19 protein-coding genes and 1 tRNA gene are annotated in these 16,702 nt (G+C 68.1%); 13 read left to right on the top strand and 7 right to left on the bottom strand.

Translation table 11 applies throughout. The features are described from left to right. Positions 1-232 precede the first annotated feature (232 nt). Complete coding sequence (locus tag ACIPAE_RS21185; protein ID WP_402447144.1) at positions 233-985, top strand: GntR family transcriptional regulator; 753 nt, start codon at positions 233-235, stop codon at positions 983-985. 380 nt (positions 986-1,365) lie between these two features. Here ACIPAE_RS21185 and ACIPAE_RS21180 read toward each other — a convergent pair whose 3' ends face one another. The 3 genes from ACIPAE_RS21180 to ACIPAE_RS21170 all read right to left on the bottom strand — a co-directional run bounded on the left by ACIPAE_RS21180 (position 1,366) and on the right by ACIPAE_RS21170 (position 5,213). Continuing rightward, complete coding sequence (locus ACIPAE_RS21180; protein ID WP_402447143.1) at positions 1,366-2,922, bottom strand: replicative DNA helicase; 1,557 nt, start codon at positions 2,920-2,922, stop codon at positions 1,366-1,368. A gap of 753 nt (positions 2,923-3,675) precedes the next feature. Next, the gene (locus ACIPAE_RS21175) at positions 3,676-4,428 is read right to left on the bottom strand and encodes a glycosyltransferase family 2 protein (protein WP_402447140.1); all 753 of its coding nucleotides are present in this window, start codon (positions 4,426-4,428) and stop codon (positions 3,676-3,678) included. Continuing rightward, positions 4,425-5,213, bottom strand: a complete 789-nt coding sequence (locus ACIPAE_RS21170) for a GntR family transcriptional regulator (protein ID WP_402447365.1) — start codon at positions 5,211-5,213, stop codon at positions 4,425-4,427. The genes ACIPAE_RS21175 and ACIPAE_RS21170 overlap by 4 nt, the downstream gene beginning before the upstream one ends. A 340-nt stretch (positions 5,214-5,553) precedes the next feature. Here ACIPAE_RS21170 and ACIPAE_RS21165 point away from each other — a divergent pair, with 340 nt between their 5' ends. The 11 genes from ACIPAE_RS21165 to ACIPAE_RS21115 all read left to right on the top strand — a co-directional run bounded on the left by ACIPAE_RS21165 (position 5,554) and on the right by ACIPAE_RS21115 (position 13,630). After that, positions 5,554-5,925, top strand: coding sequence for a hypothetical protein (locus tag ACIPAE_RS21165; RefSeq protein WP_402447137.1), 372 nt, complete (start codon positions 5,554-5,556; stop codon positions 5,923-5,925). A 42-nt stretch (positions 5,926-5,967) separates the two neighbouring features. After that, the gene (locus ACIPAE_RS21160; protein WP_402447135.1) at positions 5,968-6,243 is read left to right on the top strand and encodes a hypothetical protein; all 276 of its coding nucleotides are present in this window, start codon (positions 5,968-5,970) and stop codon (positions 6,241-6,243) included. Next, the gene (locus ACIPAE_RS21155; RefSeq protein WP_402447133.1) at positions 6,240-7,421 is read left to right on the top strand and encodes a hypothetical protein; all 1,182 of its coding nucleotides are present in this window, start codon (positions 6,240-6,242) and stop codon (positions 7,419-7,421) included. Before ACIPAE_RS21160 ends, ACIPAE_RS21155 begins: the two co-directional genes overlap by 4 nt. Positions 7,422-7,517: 96 nt before the next feature. Continuing rightward, positions 7,518-9,593, top strand: coding sequence for a cell division protein FtsK (locus ACIPAE_RS21150; RefSeq protein WP_402447131.1), 2,076 nt, complete (start codon positions 7,518-7,520; stop codon positions 9,591-9,593). Positions 9,594-10,028: 435 nt separating this feature from the next. Then, positions 10,029-10,223 (top strand): hypothetical protein, encoded by a 195-nt coding sequence (locus ACIPAE_RS21145; protein ID WP_402447128.1) that lies wholly within the window; start codon positions 10,029-10,031, stop codon positions 10,221-10,223. Between the two features lie 17 nt (positions 10,224-10,240). Further along, positions 10,241-10,468 (top strand): hypothetical protein, encoded by a 228-nt coding sequence (locus tag ACIPAE_RS21140; protein WP_402447125.1) that lies wholly within the window; start codon positions 10,241-10,243, stop codon positions 10,466-10,468. Between the two features lie 89 nt (positions 10,469-10,557). Next, on the top strand, positions 10,558-11,184 hold the full coding sequence (locus tag ACIPAE_RS21135; RefSeq protein WP_402447122.1) for a hypothetical protein: 627 nt from the start codon (positions 10,558-10,560) through the stop codon (positions 11,182-11,184). A gap of 29 nt (positions 11,185-11,213) precedes the next feature. After that, positions 11,214-11,519 (top strand): DUF6303 family protein, encoded by a 306-nt coding sequence (locus ACIPAE_RS21130; RefSeq protein WP_402447119.1) that lies wholly within the window; start codon positions 11,214-11,216, stop codon positions 11,517-11,519. Positions 11,520-11,610: 91 nt separating this feature from the next. Continuing rightward, positions 11,611-11,946 carry a hypothetical protein gene (locus ACIPAE_RS21125; RefSeq protein WP_402447116.1) on the top strand — a complete coding sequence of 112 codons (336 nt, stop codon included), beginning with the start codon at positions 11,611-11,613 and terminating at the stop codon, positions 11,944-11,946. Then, the gene (locus tag ACIPAE_RS21120) at positions 11,943-12,167 is read left to right on the top strand and encodes a helix-turn-helix transcriptional regulator (protein WP_402447114.1); all 225 of its coding nucleotides are present in this window, start codon (positions 11,943-11,945) and stop codon (positions 12,165-12,167) included. Before ACIPAE_RS21125 ends, ACIPAE_RS21120 begins: the two co-directional genes overlap by 4 nt. A gap of 50 nt (positions 12,168-12,217) precedes the next feature. Beyond that, positions 12,218-13,630: a site-specific integrase gene (locus ACIPAE_RS21115; RefSeq protein WP_402447111.1), complete on the top strand. Its 1,413-nt coding sequence runs from the start codon at positions 12,218-12,220 to the stop codon at positions 13,628-13,630. A gap of 136 nt (positions 13,631-13,766) precedes the next feature. Here ACIPAE_RS21115 and ACIPAE_RS21110 read toward each other — a convergent pair. After that, a tRNA-Tyr gene (locus ACIPAE_RS21110) sits at positions 13,767-13,848 on the bottom strand. Positions 13,849-14,057: 209 nt separating this feature from the next. Between ACIPAE_RS21110 and ACIPAE_RS21105 the strand changes: the two genes are divergently transcribed. After that, positions 14,058-14,546: a YajQ family cyclic di-GMP-binding protein gene (locus ACIPAE_RS21105; RefSeq protein WP_328467921.1), complete on the top strand. Its 489-nt coding sequence runs from the start codon at positions 14,058-14,060 to the stop codon at positions 14,544-14,546. Between the two features lie 110 nt (positions 14,547-14,656). Here ACIPAE_RS21105 and ACIPAE_RS21100 read toward each other — a convergent pair whose 3' ends face one another. From ACIPAE_RS21100 to htpX, 3 genes are all read right to left on the bottom strand, one after another. Further along, the gene (locus ACIPAE_RS21100) at positions 14,657-15,214 is read right to left on the bottom strand and encodes a peroxiredoxin (RefSeq protein WP_402447108.1); all 558 of its coding nucleotides are present in this window, start codon (positions 15,212-15,214) and stop codon (positions 14,657-14,659) included. Positions 15,215-15,325: 111 nt separating this feature from the next. Continuing rightward, a complete protein-coding gene (locus tag ACIPAE_RS21095; RefSeq protein WP_366410142.1) occupies positions 15,326-15,718 on the bottom strand; it encodes a YccF domain-containing protein in 393 nt (130 codons plus the stop codon). After that, the gene (gene htpX, locus ACIPAE_RS21090) at positions 15,715-16,575 is read right to left on the bottom strand and encodes a zinc metalloprotease HtpX (RefSeq protein ID WP_329365899.1); all 861 of its coding nucleotides are present in this window, start codon (positions 16,573-16,575) and stop codon (positions 15,715-15,717) included. Before htpX ends, ACIPAE_RS21095 begins: the two co-directional genes overlap by 4 nt. Positions 16,576-16,702 lie beyond the last annotated feature (127 nt).

The raw sequence follows: 16,702 nt of genomic DNA, 5'->3' as shown, positions 1-16,702 counted from the left end.
GCCAAAAGCTCCGACCAACTCCCGGTGGGGAAGTCCGACGGGACCCGCGCCTCGATCCGCGTGCGGTCGCCGCCGTCCGTCCGTTCGGGCGTCAGCCCTACGGCAGCCAGGCGCGCGCAGATGTCGGCAATGCGCGCTTCAGGTGGCAGCACAAGACGGTCCTCCGTTGCCAATCAAGCACTCTCAGTGAAGCTAGTTCACTAGATTAGAGCTAGTGGACTAGATTGTCCACATGCCTGATCAGCCGCCGTATCTCCGGATCGCGGACGCCCTCCGCAAGCGCATCGCCGAGCAGGAGTGGACGCCCGGGGACCGCCTGCCGTCGCGCGCCGACCTCGCCGCGGCCTACGGCGTCGGCGACAACGTCATCCGCCGCGCCCAAGAGCTGCTGATCTCCGTGGGTACCCTCGAAGGCCGCGCCGGCTCCGGCACGTACGTGGCCGCGCCGCGCGAACGGCTCCGGATCGTCCGCTCCCTCTACCGCGAACAGGTCGGCGGTTCGCCCTTCCAAGCCGACATGGCCGCCCTGGGCAAGCGCGGCTCCTGGGAGAGCCGCACCGACGCGAAGGTGCCGGCCCCGGCCGACATCGCGGCCCGACTCGGCATCGCCGAGGGCGACTTGTGCGTCCGCACGGCCTACGAATTCCTCGCCGACGGCAAGCCCGCCCAGCTCTCCACGAGTTGGGAGCCCTACGCCCTGACGGCGGGCACGCTGATCGTCCTCCCCGAGGGCGGGCCCCACGCCGGCCTCGGCGTCGTCCGCCGCATGGCCGAGATCGGGGTGACGGTCACGCGAGCGGTGGAGCAACCCTCACCGCGAGCCGTGACCGCCGAGGAAGCCGCGTTGCTCGGCGTCCAGAAGGGCACCCTGGCCACGCACATCACCCGCACCTACTACGCGGAAGACGGCCGCCCGGTCGAGACGGCAGACATCGTGGTCCCGGCCAACCTGTGCGAAGTGGTCTACGAAGTTCCAGTTCGTTAAGCAACGCTGCAGGAACTGATCATGAGGCGACTGCAGGGCTTCTGGGCGCGCCAATTGGCCTGTCCAGAACAGCGCTAACCGCATGGGTGACGGCTTGGGCCGCGCGTCAGTCACCGCCCGGCGCCGTCCGAGGCCGTGGCTCCAACTAGGGTTTCTCGTTACGGCCCATCAGTCAGGCCCACCTTGACCGCGAGTGGAGCGAAGCGGTCCAACGGGGACAGCCGCCATGGCTCGCGAGCTTTCTCTGCTTGTTCTAGTCTGGCACCGCCTGTACTCCAAAATCGCCCAGACCGGTCCAACCGCCGGCAGGGAGAGGGCACGGCAGCACAGGGCTGCCATCGGAACTGAGACCGCGCCATGAGATCCTTCAGATTTTACAGTCAGCTCTCACCCATATCTACAAACCGGGAATAATGCCCTTGGAAGGCGACTGTTACTACGGCCGTGGGACCATCCCTGTGCTTCGCTATTATGAGATCGGCCTCTCCTGCCCTGGGTGATTCCAAATCGTAAGCATCTTCACGATGGAGAAGTATCACAACATCCGCCATTTCAACCAGGGCGGGTGCCAGGTAATCGAGCTTCGGTCGGCGATCGTGTACATCTGGACGACCGTTGGGATATTCAAGTCTCGCAGTGCATATTACAGGAAGGTTGATCTCCCTAGCCATGGTGCGAAACTGATGCAGAAGCGTAGTGAGATTCAGAGCCGAACCGCCACGCTCAGGCTGCATAGACAGGGCCTGGATCGTGTCTACCAGTGCCAAACGCAGACCCTGTCTTCGCCACAGCCTCCTACACTGCCTGACCACTAGCTCGACCGTAAGGTCCGTTTGGTCAAATATATGCAGAGGGGCGCTTGTCACATCAGCCATCCGGCGCGCGACTTTGGTCCAGTCGTCATCCGTCAAAGTGCCCGAGTTGACTCGGTTTACTGGGACACGTGACTCAGCAGCTAATACACGCTTCGATATCTCCACCTCCTCAGATTCCAGCGAAAAAATAGCACTTGGCATTTTATGTGCGATCGCAGAACTCCGGATAAAGTCAAGCCCCAATGTTGATTTCCCTATCGCCGAGGCCGAAGCAAGGATAATCAACTTTCCAGGCTTGAATCCTCCAATAATCGCATCTAGTTTGGGAAACCCACTTGGAACTCCGGAAGGGTGATGAGGCATGGCTCCCAATGCCTCAATCTCATCCAGGACAACCTCCCACCGATAGCCCGCATCCAATTTAGGGCTATAACGCTGAACTAGTTTTTGGACTTCTTCCTCAGCGGAGTCGATCAAGGCATCTTCATCACCCCCGGCGTCCGGGAGCTCTGTACTGCCGATACTTGCGATTCGAGCGCCCACCTCTTTCAGAGCTCGGAGCAGTGAAGCCCTCCGCATGATCTCCGCGTCGCGCTCGGCGTCCCGAGGATTCGTCTCAATTTCGACGATGCCACGGAGATATCCCACCCCATCGAAGTCGCCAACTCGGTAGTCTTGCAATTCGTGCACAACAGCAGAAAAGTTTACGGATCGCGGATCTTCTGAATGAAGTAGACAGATCGCCCTGAATGTCTCGCGGTTGTCTAGATCATAGAAATCTTGCGCCGAGATGATCTCGATTATGTCAGCCGTCGCGTCGGGAGACTTCAGCATCGCCGCCAAGACCCTACGCTCGGCCTCTAGATCAACTTTTTCCGGTGTGTCAGAAACCTTATTTTGGTTGGAAGTCGGCACATCCGCATCGCCTTCAATTTCAGGTGTATCGGGTGAAGTCTCCGACCGAACCTCGCCAATATCCGATCTCCTCAGCACCGAAAGTCTGGCCTCTTCTGCGCTTTGCCAGAGCCGCATCAAAGCACTGATCGAGTACTGTGAATCTTCGACATTGGCTTCTCGCGCCAGCCATACGGAAATTGTCTGAATTTGCCTGCGAGACGCCAAGACCGTACCGTTAAGAATCTTTCCAACTGTGCGATAGTTGATAGTCGCGGCCAGGGAATCGTCTTCGACTATCCCATTTGCAATCGTACGGACGCCTGGTCGCCCTGCCGCAACGTATAGCTTATGCAACTCGATGAGAAGATCACGGTGCGCGCCAGGCGGTACCCGTGCTTCGTCTGGGAGCTCGATGCCGCGGTGTCCTCTGCGCTCCGCCATCGCCCTGCCTCAAGTGTCGCGAAGTGTCTACTGCCATCAGTCTGACAGCTCCAAAGTCAGACGTCAGGCAGTTAGACAGACTGATAGTGTCTCGCACCGTCCTGGAGCGATCACCTTCTTGAGTGCGACGCACAGTATGGATGCATGGCATCAACGCATGGCAAGAAACCAGGCGCTCCGGCGACGCACTCCAGGGCGCGTCCAGGGCAGAAACGGCACGTTGTAAGAAGAGCAGCAGTATCAGCTTGTGGTTCCTTTGCCCGCGGCATCGGGACCGCAGCAGGGCAGAGCGCGGTGGCATTTTTCACTTGGTGGCTCCATTCGCGCTGAAAGATCGGATGAGCGTGCAGCCTCGCCCTCCTAGTTTCAGTGCGAGGCTGCACGCTCCAAAGATTTATTCATTGATGCATGAAATGGACAGCGCCGACGGGTCGAGAATGATAAGAAGGATCGATCACCTGACGGTGCATTCCCTCCCCGCAAACCCCTGACCGGGTGCCCGCTAAAGCGTGTCGAGGGCTCCGGGATCATCGGTTCTCAGAGTGAGAACCGTCCCAACGCCTCCGCCCGCGCAGCCACCACGGCCATCCGCGCTTCCCTCTCCGCCTCGTTCGTGTGGCTGGCCTGGGCCGTGGCCTGGCCTTCCCACTTGCGATAGAGGAGGCCGTACTGCCGCGTGAAGTAGCCGCGGCTCACGGTGTTCAGGGCCAGCAGCAGGCCGGTGTCCTCGGAGGCCGGCAAGGCCATCCACCCGCCCAGCGCGAGCAGCAGGTCACGGCGGACGAAAAGCGTCGCCGGGTGGACCTGGGCGCGGAAGCCGTTGGCCTTCCAGTAGGCGACGACGGCGCCGCGTTCAACGGGGCCGCCCTCCGGGTCTCCGTCGAAGCCGGCGGTCGAGCCGTCGGGAAGAACGTCCAGGACGCGGGAGGTGGCCCAGCCGAGATCTGGGTCGGCCTCCAGGAGGGCCAGGTCGCGGGCGAGGGCGCCTGGGGTCAACTGGTCGTCGGCGTCGAGGACTTTGGTGTAGGGGCCGGAGGCATACGCGAGGGCTATGGTGCGGGCGACGCCCGGGCCGCCGGGGCGGCCCTGGTGGAAGGTGACGCGCGGGTCGTCCGGGACGTGAGGCCGTACGGCGTCGCCCTGGCCGTCTTCCTGGATGATCCAGTGCCACTCCCAGTCGGCGGGCAACTCCTGGGCGCACAGCGACTTGTACGCGTCGGCGAGGTAGGGCGCGGAGGGGGCGTGGACGGCGGTGATGACGTCGATGCGGCGGTCCGCCACGGCGGTCACCACCTTTCCAGGGGGGTGGTGTACGTCATGACGGTGCGGTCGCCCGGCAGGCGGACGAAGGAGTGCTCGACCACGCGGCCGGTGATGTCGTACGAGGTCTTGCCGAGGACGATCAGCGAGGTGCCCGGCGGCAAGCCCAGTTCCTCGGCTTCCTCGGCGGACGGCGGCCGGGCGAGAACGCGTTCGTCGATCCGGTCCAGTTCGATGCCGATCGTGTGAAGCTGGCTCTGCGTACCGCCGGGCCAGGGCTCGTTGGCGGCGTCGAGAAGATCAGGGTTCGCGCTGACCACGTCGCGGACGAGGTAGGAGTCGACCAGGCTGAAGGGGTAGTCCTCCGCCCGGTATCGGGTGCGGTAGGTGCGTTCCAGCATGATCGTGCCGACCGGCACGTCGAAGATCTCCGCCAGCTCCGCGCCGGCCTCGACTTGCTCGTACGACGCGTGGAAGACCAGGTCGTCCACTTCGAGCCCGGTGTCGTGTTCCGTGGCGCCGGTCTTCTTCCGCTGCTGCTCCGGCTCCCGAGCGCGGTCCTTCTCCCACTGGTGCCGCAGATTCGTACGAAGCACCCGCGTACGTGGCCGCCGGACGAAGTTGCCGCGGCCGTGCTGCTTCTCGATCAGCCCCTCGGCTTGGAGGAGAGCAAGGGCTTGCCGCAGGGTCGGCAGGCTCTTGCCGTACTCGTCCACGAGCGCCGTCTCCGAGGGCAAGCGGTCACCAGGACTCAGCTCACCTGCGCGGATGCGGTCGCGTAGATCATCAGCGATCCGTTCGTACGCCTTGGCCATGCGGCTCACCGTCCTGATCATCGGGCCGCTTCAGCATACAACTCCTCAAGAGGTCTTGACGACTTAAGGAGTTGTAGGTCATAGTCTCACTCCATCAACTCCTCAAGAGGACTTGAGGACAGGAGGTCCTGAGGAGTTGTCTAGTTCGGAGCAGCGTCCGGAGGGCCCGCGTCACGGTCCCGAAGGCAGCGCCCGCCGCTTGAAAACTCCACAGCGCACGCGAAACGAACGAGTGCTTTTGATCCCGGCACGGCCGCCGTCCTCAGCGGTCGGCGGTGCCGGAGGTCATGACCGCTCGTCCGTGATGAGCGGTCCCGCCGTCATCCCAAGGAGGGACCCGATGCATCTCGCAATCGGCGACGTGGTCCGTGACCGTACCGACCGGTCACTCGGCAGGGTGGCCGGCGTGGCCAGCCACCCCGACGGTCCCCTCGTCGCCTTCCAGGTCGCCGATGATCTGCACCTCGCGGAGCCGGCCGACCTCGACATCGTCGCCCGCGCCGTCGTCCCCGCCGCCCGCGGCAGGAGCGCGGCACGCGCGACCGGACACGTCATCGCCGTGCTCTTCGCCTTCGTGGCCGGCCACTCCGCCCGCGAGGTCGGCGCCGACTGGCTGCTGACGTTCCTGGCCGGGGCCGGTGGCTACAGCGCCGCGACCTCGGTCGTCCGGTGGACGGCTCGGCTGGCAGCGCCGCGGCGGTTCCGCGTCTGAGCTGTCCGCAGCTCCCACCCCCGTCCATGACCAGGAGCGTTCATGCGTACGTCCACGCGTCGCTGCGAAGGTGGCGACGACTTCGAGTTAGAGGTACCCCCGGCCGATTTCGGGGATCTGTTCCGCGGGCCGCCCGGTGTGGGCGAGTCGGCGGAACAGCGGGCCGCCCGTCTGGCGGCGGCCCGTGATGTGCTCGCCGAACTGCTGGAAGAGGGCGAGCACGACCCGGTCAGTTTGCAGACCGCGTGGTACGCGGTGCGGCTCGGCGGTGCTGAGTTGCTGCGCAGCACCACGCGTGTGGCGACGGAGGCGGCATGAACGTCCTCCTCGCCCTCGCCCATACCCCCGGTGCCCCGTACGTCGGTGCCCTGCTCGGGGCCTGGCTGGCGTGGGGCACTGTCCGGCAGCTCAGGCGGGGCACGCCCGCGATCCGGGTTGCGGCGCTCGCGGCGGTTGGTTGCACGGCGTACAGCGCTGACACGTCATGGCGGTTCGCCGCCGACTTCCTCGACATGGCCGGGACCGCCGAACGAGCCGCGTTGTTCGGGGCTGCCGAACTCGCCCTCTTCTCAACGGCGTTGATGGCCCGACAGAACCTCAACGGGCCGACCGCGGCCCCGGGCGTCCCCGGCGTCCTGGTGTGGGTGATCACCGGCGTACAGGTCATCCCGGCGTACGCCGAATCCGGCCCGGTCGGCGGCACCGTACGCGCCTTCGTCGGGCCGGTGATGGCCGCGATGCTCTGGCACCTCGCGATGGGCATCGAGTTGCGGCACCGCACACCGGACGCGTCGTCCAACGGCTTCGGCGCCCTGCTCGTACGGGAGTTGCGCGAACGTCTGCTCTCCCGGCTCGGCATCGCCGTACGCCACCGCGACGCCGCCCAGATCACCCGCGACCGTGCCACCGTACGAGCGGTCGCCCTCGCCTCCCGGCTCGCCGAGATCAGCCCGAAGCGGCGGGAGAGCCGGCGCGGGCGCCGGATCGCGCGACGGTTGTCCGTCGCCGTGGCCCGGGCCTGCGTCGGCACCGACGCCGAGCAGCGGCGCAAGCTGCTCGACCAGCTCGCCGCCCGCCGCAACGCGGTCTCGCTCGCCACGATCGCCCTGCCCTCGCCCTGGGCGAACACGGCTGCGGACCCGGCCGCCTCGGCGCTGGCCGGGCAGGTCCGCGACCAGATGGCCCGGGCGACGGCGAACGTCCGCCAGTACCCCCGACGGCTGTTCACCGAACTCCCGCCGTTGAACACCCCGGACAGCGGGGGCCGTTCGGCCGCACGTCCGCCCGCCAAGCTCGGCACTTCCGAGGCGTTGGCGGTCATCGAACGCGGCTGGGCCGACGGTCTCACCGTCCGCGAAACGGCCCGCCGCGCCACCCGAGCACCGAGCTACGTCCACGGCGTGTTCGTACGGCTCGACCGTGAACGCGGCCCGCGTCCGGTGAACACGTCGACTCCCCGCTCACCCGCGCCTGTCCCCGGCGCCGCGAAGTCCTGACGGCTTCGCCCCCATCGTTCCGCGCCGGGGCCCGGCCGCTGCTTTGGCGGGTAGGGCCGGGCCCTGGCATCCCTCCGTGCAAGGAAGGAATCGCCAGTGAAGCACGATCCCGACGACGAACCCCCGTACACCCCCTTACCGCCCCCGGAGCCTGCGGTCCTGGTCGACAAGCCCGGCGGCCCGGCCGACTCCGGGTTCACGGACCGCGTCCGGGGCGCCAAGCGGCGCCCGGTGGTCCCGGCCTGGGCGCGCTCGCACCGCGAACTGCGCAAGACCGCGCGGTGGGCGGGCGGGTACGCCGGCCACATCGGCGCGTACCACGCGGTCCGCGCGCCCTGGTACGCCCTGCGGCTCACCCTCCAAGCCCCGCGCGGCACAGCCCGGTTCGTCGGCGGCTCGCTGCGGTGGGTGGTCGACGCGGAAGGCGAACCGCTACGGCAGGCAGCGGCGACGCGCGAGGACGTAGAGGAGTACTTGAAGCTGTCGCGGCAACGGGACCGGCGAGTGCGATGGCGTACGGTCGTCGGCGTCCTGGCCGTGATCTTCGGCGCGGTGACCGCGCTGGCCCTGTACGTCCTCGCCCCGGCCTGGATGCTCGCCGCCTGCTGTACGGCGCTCACCCTCACGCTGGGCCGGCTCGGCCAGGCCGAGGACGCGCCGGTCATCCACAGGGCTGTGGAAATCCCGAAGGCCACCCGCCTCACGAGCGACATCGTGCTGCGCGCTCTCGGTGCTCTCGGCATTCCTGCGGTCAACCAGGCGCAGAGCAAGGGCGGTTCGGGATTCGCCTTCACCGCGCCCATCACCCGTGACGGTCCCGGGTGGCTCGCCGAGGGCGATCTCCCGTACGGCGTCACCGTCGCCGATGTCCTCGACCGGCGGGAGAAGTTGGCCTCCGGACTGCGTCGCCCGCTCGGCTGCGTATGGCCCGAGGCGGTACCCGACGAGCACACCGGGCGGCTGCGGCTGTGGGTCGGGGACCAGGACATGTCCCGGACCCGGCAGCCAAAGTGGCCACTCCTGGAAGGAAAACCGCTCGACTTGTTCAAGCCGCAGCCGTTCGCCACCGACCAGCGCGGCCGGTGGGTGGGCCAGACACTGATGTACGTCTCGGGGATCATCGGCGCCGTCCCCCGGATGGGCAAGACCTTCCTGCTCCGTCTGGTTCTGCTGATCGCCTGCATGGACCTGCGCGCGGAGATCCACGCGTACGACCTCAAGGGCACCGGCGACCTTTCCGCCGTCGCCCGCGTCGCCCACCGTTACCGGGCAGGCGAGGAAGAGGACGACATCGCGTACGCGCTCGCCGATCTCCGTGAGTTGCGTGCCGAGTTGAGGCGTCGGACCCGGGTCATCCGCGAGTTGCCGAAAGACCTCTGCCCGGAGTCGAAGGTCACCTCCACGCTCGCCGACCGCAAGTCGCTCGGCCTGCACCCGATCGTCATCGGCGTGGACGAGTGCCAGAAGTGGTTCGAACACCCGCAGCACGGGGCCGAGTTCGAAGAGCACTGCACCGACCTCGTCAAGCGTGGCCCGGCGCTGGGCATTACGCTGCTTCTCGCCACGCAGCGCCCGGACTCCAAGTCGCTGCCGACCGGCATCTCGGCGAACGCCACGGTCCGTTGGTGCCTCAAGGTCATGGGCCAGATCGAGAACGACATGGTCCTCGGCACCGGCTCCTACAAGCGCGGCATCCGCGCCAACACCCTGGCCTGGGCCGACAAGGGCATCGCCTGGTTCGTCGGCGAGGGAGCCGACGCCCGGATCGTGCGGTGCGTCGAAGTGGACGCCCCCGGCGCCGACACGTTGGCACTGCGCGTTCACGAACTACGCAAGCAGGCCAACACGTTGACCGGTCACGCCCTCGGCGAAGAAGTCGAGACGAGCGCTTCGGCGTCGTACGACCTCCTCACCGATCTTGTCGCCGCGCTGCCCGCCGGCAAGGCGAAGGCGTGGAGCGAGGACATCGTCACCCGGCTCGCCGAACTCCGCCCCGAGGTCTACACGGGCTGGACGACCGAGCAACTGGCCGCCGCCGTCAAGCCGTACGGCATCCGCACCGTGCAGGTATGGGGCACCGCCGACGGCAAGGGCGCCAACCGCCGCGGCCTACGCCGTACGGACGTCCTCAAGGCCCTCACCGAGCGTGACGCCGGCAGCGCCGCCGCGTAAGTGCGCGTAGTTGCTCGCGGTGCTCGCCCTAGCACCGCACCCCGCTAGGTCTAGCACCCCCGCTAGCGCCCCACGCCCCCTCTGACCTGGCCGCTAGCTCCTAGCGGCCCACTTCCCGCACGCCCTGGTTCCGCCCTGGAAAGGGGTCTGTCATGCCTCCGCTCGCCGCCGCTATAACCCTCGTCGTCCTCACCACCGCCTGTTACGCCGCCCTGTGCGCGGCCAGTCCGCTCGGCACCTGCCGCAGGTGCGGCGGGTTCGGATTCAAGGTGCGGCAGAACCGGCGCGGCCGGATCGTCCGCGGCCGGGAGTGCCGACGCTGCCACGGCTACGGACAGCGCGTCCGCGTAGGCCGCCACCTCTACAACGTCGCCACGCGCCTCCACCGCGAGGGCACCCGCTGAGGCCGCGGCCCCACCCGAGAAAGGCACCCTCATGGCTTTCAGCATCTCCGCGCTCGTCCTCTTCGGCGCCCTCGTGGCCCTGCTCATCCGCTACCGCGCCCTCGGCGCCGGCGCCGCGATCGCCGCCCTGCTCTTCGGCTTCTACCTCGCCCGCAGCAGCGCCGCGCCCTCGGTCGACCAGATCATGTCCGCCCTCCGCGACGCCATCCCCGGCAACCACCAGTGAAAACAAGGGAGATCACCATGTGCGCCCACGCGACCGAGCCCCGGCTCTCCCTGATGGCCGTCGGCGACCTACGCGACGCCCTCACCGCCCTCCAACTCGGCCAGGCCCCCAACGCAATCGCCTCGCTCATGGCCATCGACGCCGAGTCCTGGAAGGCCATCGAGCACCGCCTCGCCGCCGTCGGCGGCGACCTGCGGCAGCTCCTCGAACGGGCCGGGCTGTCCGCGTTCGGCCCGCTGGTCTGACGGTTCCCGGTACGGCCCCAACCAGGCAACGGAGTTGGGGCCATGCCGAGGACCGGACAGCCCGCCCGGCCCGCCCAACGGAGGAACCCATGCCCGACACCACCCCCGCCACCCCGGAATGGCACCTCACCCTCCTCGAAAGCGTGCACGCCCTCGGCTCCGCCGCCCGCGAGCTGCGCGACGCCCACCAACACGCCCGCCACACCGCCCGCACCACCGACCCGGCCCGCATCATCCCCGTCCCCGGCCTGCTCACCGTCCCCGGCGCCGACCCCGTGCGCCCCCACGACGAAGCCCTCTGGCAGCTCAGCGACCTCTACCTCGTCCTCGACCACCACACCCGCGACCTCTACGAGAACGCCGCCCTCGGCTACGCCCACGGCACCGCCACCGCCCTGGCCGCCGTCCTACGCAGCGAACACCCCCACCACGTCGAACTCCCGCGCGACCGAAACGGCAACTACCCCCTCGGCGCCGACGACCTCCCCGACTTCGACGGCTCCCTCACCGTCCAGGCCGGCGCCCACGAACTCGCCGACCTCCGCACCCGACTCATCGCCTGCGAGCAGGCGCAGGACGACGAACAGGCCGACGCCGAGGTCGAGTTCTCCACCGCCCTCGCCGACACCGCCCACGCCTACGGCGAGCACGCCGAGGGCGCCCTGCACCACCTCATCCGCTTCGCCGCCACCCACGGCTTCCTGCACGCGAGTTGACGATCCCCATCCCCGACCGAAAGGAGCGCATGCCCCACACCCGCGCCCTGCGCGCCCACATGATCCAGTCCTACGACGGCACCGAATGGCAGGTTTTCGTCGCTCTCCCCGACGAAATCCGGTGGCCCACCGTCCCCTTCCCCCTCACCGACGGCATCCCCACCCTCCGCGCCCGCACCCACGCCCTCGCGTCCCTCGGCTACACCCCGCTCGACGGCGAACACACCTGGGACTGGATGGAAACCGTCTTCGAGGGCGAGCCCGAAGGCGTCGTCTCCCTCGTCGCCACCACCACCGTCGCCCCCACCGACCACCCCGCGAGCGACGACACCTGACTCAACCCGGAGCAGCGGCCGACGGGCCAACGTACACCCGCTGCTCCGGTCCCTCCCATCCCGCAGCCACGGCACAGGAGGTGCCCCCAGCATGCCCTACGACCCCGGCCCGCAACCGCCCCTCGCGGCGCAAGCGGACGCCTTACGCGCCCTGCTCCACATCGCCGAGCAGCACCCCGAACTCCCCGGCGCGTACGTCGTCTCCCGCAACGTCACCCCCGGCGGCATCGACGTCCAACTCGACACCCCGAGCGCCTGGGAAGTCTGGCGCGGCACCCTCAACGTGCCCGCCAACTCGGCCACGTACCGGACGTTCGACAACCGCCAGCACCTGGAGTGCGTGACCGCCATCGGCAAGACGACCGTACGCATGTACTCCGTCTTCCCCCACCTCGACACCGACACCAGCACCGGGGAGCCGGCGTGAACGGGCACCCGCACACCACGGACCGCCGCGCACCCGCCCGCTGCCCGAGCCTCAAACTCCCCGAAGTCCTGGACGAGATCAACATGTCGCGCGCCGCCTTCTACCGCCTCCGCGCCCGTGGTCAGGCCCCGAAGTGCATCAAGCTGCCCAACGGCCAGATCCGCGTGCGCCGCAGTGACCTCGACGCCTGGCTGACCTCGTGCGAGCAGCCCCCCACCTAACCCGGCCCGGGGCCCGCCGTGCCGGCGGGCCCCCTACCGATGGGAGACACGTGCTCACCTACGACGTACGCATCTACTCGATCGAGACGCGCCGAGACCGGCCGAAGCCCTACCGGCTGCGGTGGCTGGTCGGTACCCGCAAGCACTCCAAGAGCTACACGATCAAGGCCCAGGCCGACGGCCGCCGGTCGGAGCTGATGACGGCGCTGCGCAATCAGGACCAGTTCGACGAGGAAACGGGCTTGCCTGCCTCGGAGTTGAGGGCACGGCAAAGCTCCGTGACCTGGTACGAGCACGCGCGGACCTACATCGACCGCAAATGGGACACCGCCCCCGCCAAGTCCCGCAAGAGCTACGCCGATGCGCTGGCCACCATCACCCCCGCTCTGGTGACGGGCGCCCCGGGAGCTCCCGCCCCGGAATCTCTGCGACGTGCGCTGTACGGCTGGGCGTTCAACCGGAATCGCTGGCCGGGACAGCAGCCTGCGGACGTAGCGGCTGCCCTGCGCTGGATTGAGAAGAACTCGGTCCCGATCTCCGCACTCGAAGACCCGGCAACGCTGCGGCTGGCTCTGGACGCCCTCAGCAGGAAGACGGACGGGACTGCCGCCGCCGCTAGCACCGCCCGCCGCAAGAAAGCCTGCCTGAGCGACGTGCTCAACATGGCGGCCGAAGCCCAGTACTTCCGGACCCCGGTAAGCCCCCTCAGCACCGTGAAATGGCGCGCTCCGAAGTCAGCGGAAGCCGTCGACCCCGAGGCCGTACCGCACCCCGGGCAAGTTGACCTCCTGTTGCGTGCGGTCCGCCAGCAGGGCCCGCGCGGCGAGAAGTTGGAGGCATTCTTCGGCTGCCTGTACTTCGCGGCCATGCGCCCGGCCGAGGCCGCCGCACTGCGGGCCGAACAGTGCCACCTGCCGGCAAGCGGTTGGGGCTCTCTCGTGCTGCGAGGCGGCATCGTGCGGGTGGGTCGGAGCTGGACCGACGACGGCAGCGCGCACGAGCGGCGGCACCTCAAAGCGCGAGCCGTGCAGGACTCCCGCCCGGTGCCGATCCCACCGCCGTTCGTCCGGCTGCTGCGGCACCACCTGGAGACCTATGGCACGGCTCCCGACGGCAGACTGTTTCGCACCGAGCGGGGCGGCCTGTTGCAGGAGTCGGGCTACGGCGAAGTGTGGGCGCGGGCACGCCGTACGGCACTTGGTACGGACGCCGCGGGGGCCTCGCGGCTGGCGCGGCGGCCGTATGACCTACGGCACGCCGGCGTCTCCCTGTGGCTCAGTTCGGGAGTGGAGCCGATCGAGTGCGCGCGCAGGGCAGGGCACTCCGTCGCTGTCCTCTTCCGTGTGTACGCGAAGGTGTTGGCTCAGTCGCAGGACCGAGCCAACCAGAAGATCGATGCGGCCCTGCACGACTGGCGGGGGACGGGGCCGTCCCCCGGGGGACACCTGGGGGACACGCACTGATCAGGGCGTGATTCAGCCCGAGACAGGGTGAGACAAAGTACCGGATTTCGATCCACGTTCGAGTAGGCGTCCAGGGCATGAAAAAACCCTCTCCGAGCCAGCGTTGTCGCTGGTCAGAGAGGGTTTTCCCTGGGTGTGGCGGCACGTGGATTCGAACCACGGTAGGCTAAGCCGACGGATTTACAGTCCGCTCCCATTGGCCGCTCGGGCATACCGCCATGAGATGCGCCTCGGGCCGGCCTGGGGGGCCGGGGGTCGTGGCGACGGGGTAAACGATACCTGATGCAGAGGGGTGGTTCGCCACCGGATTGATCAGGGCATCGGGGGCGCGGGTGACTAGGCTGGGCCGGTGGCGGTGCCGGGTTGGGCCGTCGCGGAAGTGATGGAACCGACGTACCGATGAACACAGTCAAGGAGCCCACTGAAGATGGCCGACTCCAGTTTCGACATCGTCTCGAAGGTCGAGCGGCAGGAGGTCGACAACGCCCTCAACCAGGCCGCCAAGGAGATCTCGCAGCGCTACGACTTCAAGAACGTGGGCGCGTCGATCGCTTGGTCGGGCGAGAAGATCCTCTTGGAGGCGAACTCCGAGGAGCGCGTGAAGGCGATCCTGGACGTCTTCGAGACCAAGCTGGTGAAGCGGGGGATCTCGCTGAAGTCGCTGGACGCGGGCGAGCCGCAGCTGTCCGGCAAGGAGTACAAGATCTTCGCCACGATCGAAGAGGGCATCTCCCAGGAGAACGCCAAGAAGGTCGCGAAGATCATCCGGGACGAGGGCCCGAAGGGCGTCAAGGCGCAGGTCCAGGGCGACGAGCTGCGGGTCAGCTCCAAGAGCCGTGACGACCTCCAGTCCGTGCAGGCCCTGCTCAAGGGCAAGGACCTGGACTTCGCGCTCCAGTTCGTCAACTACCGCTGACCGGCGCCGAGAGCGGCGGCAGCAGTAGGAGGAACGGCAGGAACGGCAGGAACGGCGAGAGGCCGGCTGGGCGTCCACGCACCCACGCCGGCCTCCGCCTCCGCGCTTCGCTACTCCCCGCTCCCGGTCTCACCCGAGCCGGCGCCCCCACCCGAACCTGAGCCCTCGCCCGAGCCGGCGCCCGGACCTGAGCCCTCACCCGCGGCGGCGCCCTCCCCCTGCAACCGCTTCACCACCGCCAGCGCGTCGTCCACGTGCCCGCCGATGTTCATCATCGACGAGAAGGCGTGCCGGACGGTGCCGTCCTGGTCGATGACGAAGGTGATCCGGCCGGGGACGACGCCGAGCGTCGTGGCGCCGTACTGCTTGCGGACCGCGCGGTCGCGGTCGGAGAGCAGGGTGAAGGGCAGTTCGTGCCGCCCGGCGAACTTCTCGTGCGACTCGACGGTGTCGGAGCTGACGCCGATCACCTCGGCGCCGGCGTCGGTGAAGCTCTCGTAGCCGTCGCGGAAGCTGCACGCCTCGGCGGTGCAGCCGCGGGTGTTGTCCTTGGGGTAGAAGTACAGGACGACGACCTTCTCCCGCAGCCGCTCGCTGAGCGTCACCCCCGTGCCCGACTGGTCGGGGAGGGTGAAGTCCGGTGCCTTGTCGCCGACTTGCAGGGTCATCGCGATCTCCTCGGTAAGGGCTGGACTAGGAGAGTACGGGCCCGGGCGACGGTCCGTTCACCGCACGCCCGACCCCGCGTCCCGCCGTAGGTCGCCCCGTCCCGCGCCCGCTCAGCGCGTGGCGAACGGCTGATCGGTCGGCACGATCTCCTTGCCCAGCGGCATCAGCGACAGCGGGATCAGCTTGAAGTTCGCGAGGCCGAACGGGATGCCGATGATCGTGATGCACAGCGCGATCCCGGTGACGATGTGGCCGAGTGCCAGCCACCAGCCGGCGAGGATCAGCCACAGCACGTTCCCGACGAAGGAACCGGCTCCGGCGTCGCGCCGCTCGACCGCCGTGTAGCCGAAGGGCCACAAGGCGTAGATGCCGATCCGGAAGGCCGCGATGCCGAACGGGATGCCGATGATGGTGATGCACAGGATCAGCCCGGCCAGGAAGTAGCCCAGGCACATCCACAGCCCGCACAGCACGAGCCAGATCACGTTCAGGATCGTCTTCATCGGTTACGACCTGCCATCTCTTCCAGGCGCGAGATGCGCTCTGCCATCGGCGGGTGGGTCGAGAACAGCTTGGAGGCGGTGCCCGGGCGGAACGGGTTGGCGATCATGAGGTGGCTGGTGGTCTCCAGCCGGGGTTCGGGCGCCAGGGGGCGCTGCTGGGTGCCGGCGTCCAGCTTGCGCAGCGCGGAGGCGAGCGCGAGCGGGTCGCCGGTGAGGCGGGCACCGGAGGCGTCCGCTTCGTACTCCCGCGAGCGGGAGACGGCGAGCTGGATCACGGAGGCGGCGATCGGGCCGAGGATCATCAGCAGGAGCATGCCGAGGATGCCGGGGCCGTCGTCGTCGTCGGAGCGGCCGATCGGGATCAGCCAGGCGAAGTTCGCCACGAAGACGATGACGGAGGCGAGCGCGCCCGCCACCGACGAGATCAGGATGTCCCGGTTGTAGACGTGGCTCAACTCGTGGCCGAGCACTCCGCGCAGCTCGCGCTCGTCGAGGATCTGCAGGATGCCCTCGGTGCAGCAGACCGCCGCGTTGCGCGGGTTGCGGCCGGTGGCGAACGCGTTCGGCGCCTCGGTGGGCGATATGTACAGCCGCGGCATCGGCTGGCGGGCGGCCGTCGAGAGCTCGCGCACGATCCGGTAGATCTCGGGCGCCTCGAACTCGCTGACCGGCCGCGCGCGCATGGCCCGCAGCGCCAGCTTGTCGCTGTTCCAGTACGCGTACGCGTTCGTGCCCAGGGCGATGACGAGCGCCACGATGAGCCCGGTCCGGCCGAAGAACGCGCCGATGACCAGGATGAGTGCGGACAGCCCGCCGAGGAGTACGGCGGTCTTCAGCCCGTTGTGCCGGCGGTGCACGTGCGCCCTCCAAAGTGTGCGTCGGGGGGATCTCCCCCTTCAGGAAAACCTCCTGCACTGGTCAACGCGACTCGGACGCCGTTGGTTCCCCCGCGCGCACGCAGCGCTACCGTCCGATCCGCGTCGG

This window comes from Streptomyces sp. NPDC087270 (assembly GCF_044744625.1).
In the GTDB taxonomy this organism is placed as follows: Bacteria; Actinomycetota; Actinomycetes; order Streptomycetales; family Streptomycetaceae; genus Actinacidiphila.
Note: the sequence above shows the minus strand (reverse complement) of the source record. Positions and strands in the feature narration are given on the sequence as shown.

Coding starts and splice junctions, on each gene's coding strand:
- ACIPAE_RS21155 (WP_402447133.1), top strand. CDS start 6,240: ATGAACGTCCTCCTCGCCCTCGCCCATACCCCCGGTGCCCCGTACGTC.
- ACIPAE_RS21185 (WP_402447144.1), top strand. CDS start 233: ATGCCTGATCAGCCGCCGTATCTCCGGATCGCGGACGCCCTCCGCAAG.
- ACIPAE_RS21140 (WP_402447125.1), top strand. CDS start 10,241: ATGTGCGCCCACGCGACCGAGCCCCGGCTCTCCCTGATGGCCGTCGGC.
- ACIPAE_RS21105 (WP_328467921.1), top strand. CDS start 14,058: ATGGCCGACTCCAGTTTCGACATCGTCTCGAAGGTCGAGCGGCAGGAG.
- ACIPAE_RS21145 (WP_402447128.1), top strand. CDS start 10,029: ATGGCTTTCAGCATCTCCGCGCTCGTCCTCTTCGGCGCCCTCGTGGCC.
- ACIPAE_RS21160 (WP_402447135.1), top strand. CDS start 5,968: ATGCGTACGTCCACGCGTCGCTGCGAAGGTGGCGACGACTTCGAGTTA.
- ACIPAE_RS21125 (WP_402447116.1), top strand. CDS start 11,611: ATGCCCTACGACCCCGGCCCGCAACCGCCCCTCGCGGCGCAAGCGGAC.
- ACIPAE_RS21135 (WP_402447122.1), top strand. CDS start 10,558: ATGCCCGACACCACCCCCGCCACCCCGGAATGGCACCTCACCCTCCTC.
- ACIPAE_RS21130 (WP_402447119.1), top strand. CDS start 11,214: ATGCCCCACACCCGCGCCCTGCGCGCCCACATGATCCAGTCCTACGAC.
- ACIPAE_RS21100 (WP_402447108.1), bottom strand. CDS start 15,214: ATGACCCTGCAAGTCGGCGACAAGGCACCGGACTTCACCCTCCCCGAC.
- ACIPAE_RS21170 (WP_402447365.1), bottom strand. CDS start 5,213: ATGGCCAAGGCGTACGAACGGATCGCTGATGATCTACGCGACCGCATC.
- ACIPAE_RS21095 (WP_366410142.1), bottom strand. CDS start 15,718: ATGAAGACGATCCTGAACGTGATCTGGCTCGTGCTGTGCGGGCTGTGG.
- ACIPAE_RS21165 (WP_402447137.1), top strand. CDS start 5,554: ATGCATCTCGCAATCGGCGACGTGGTCCGTGACCGTACCGACCGGTCA.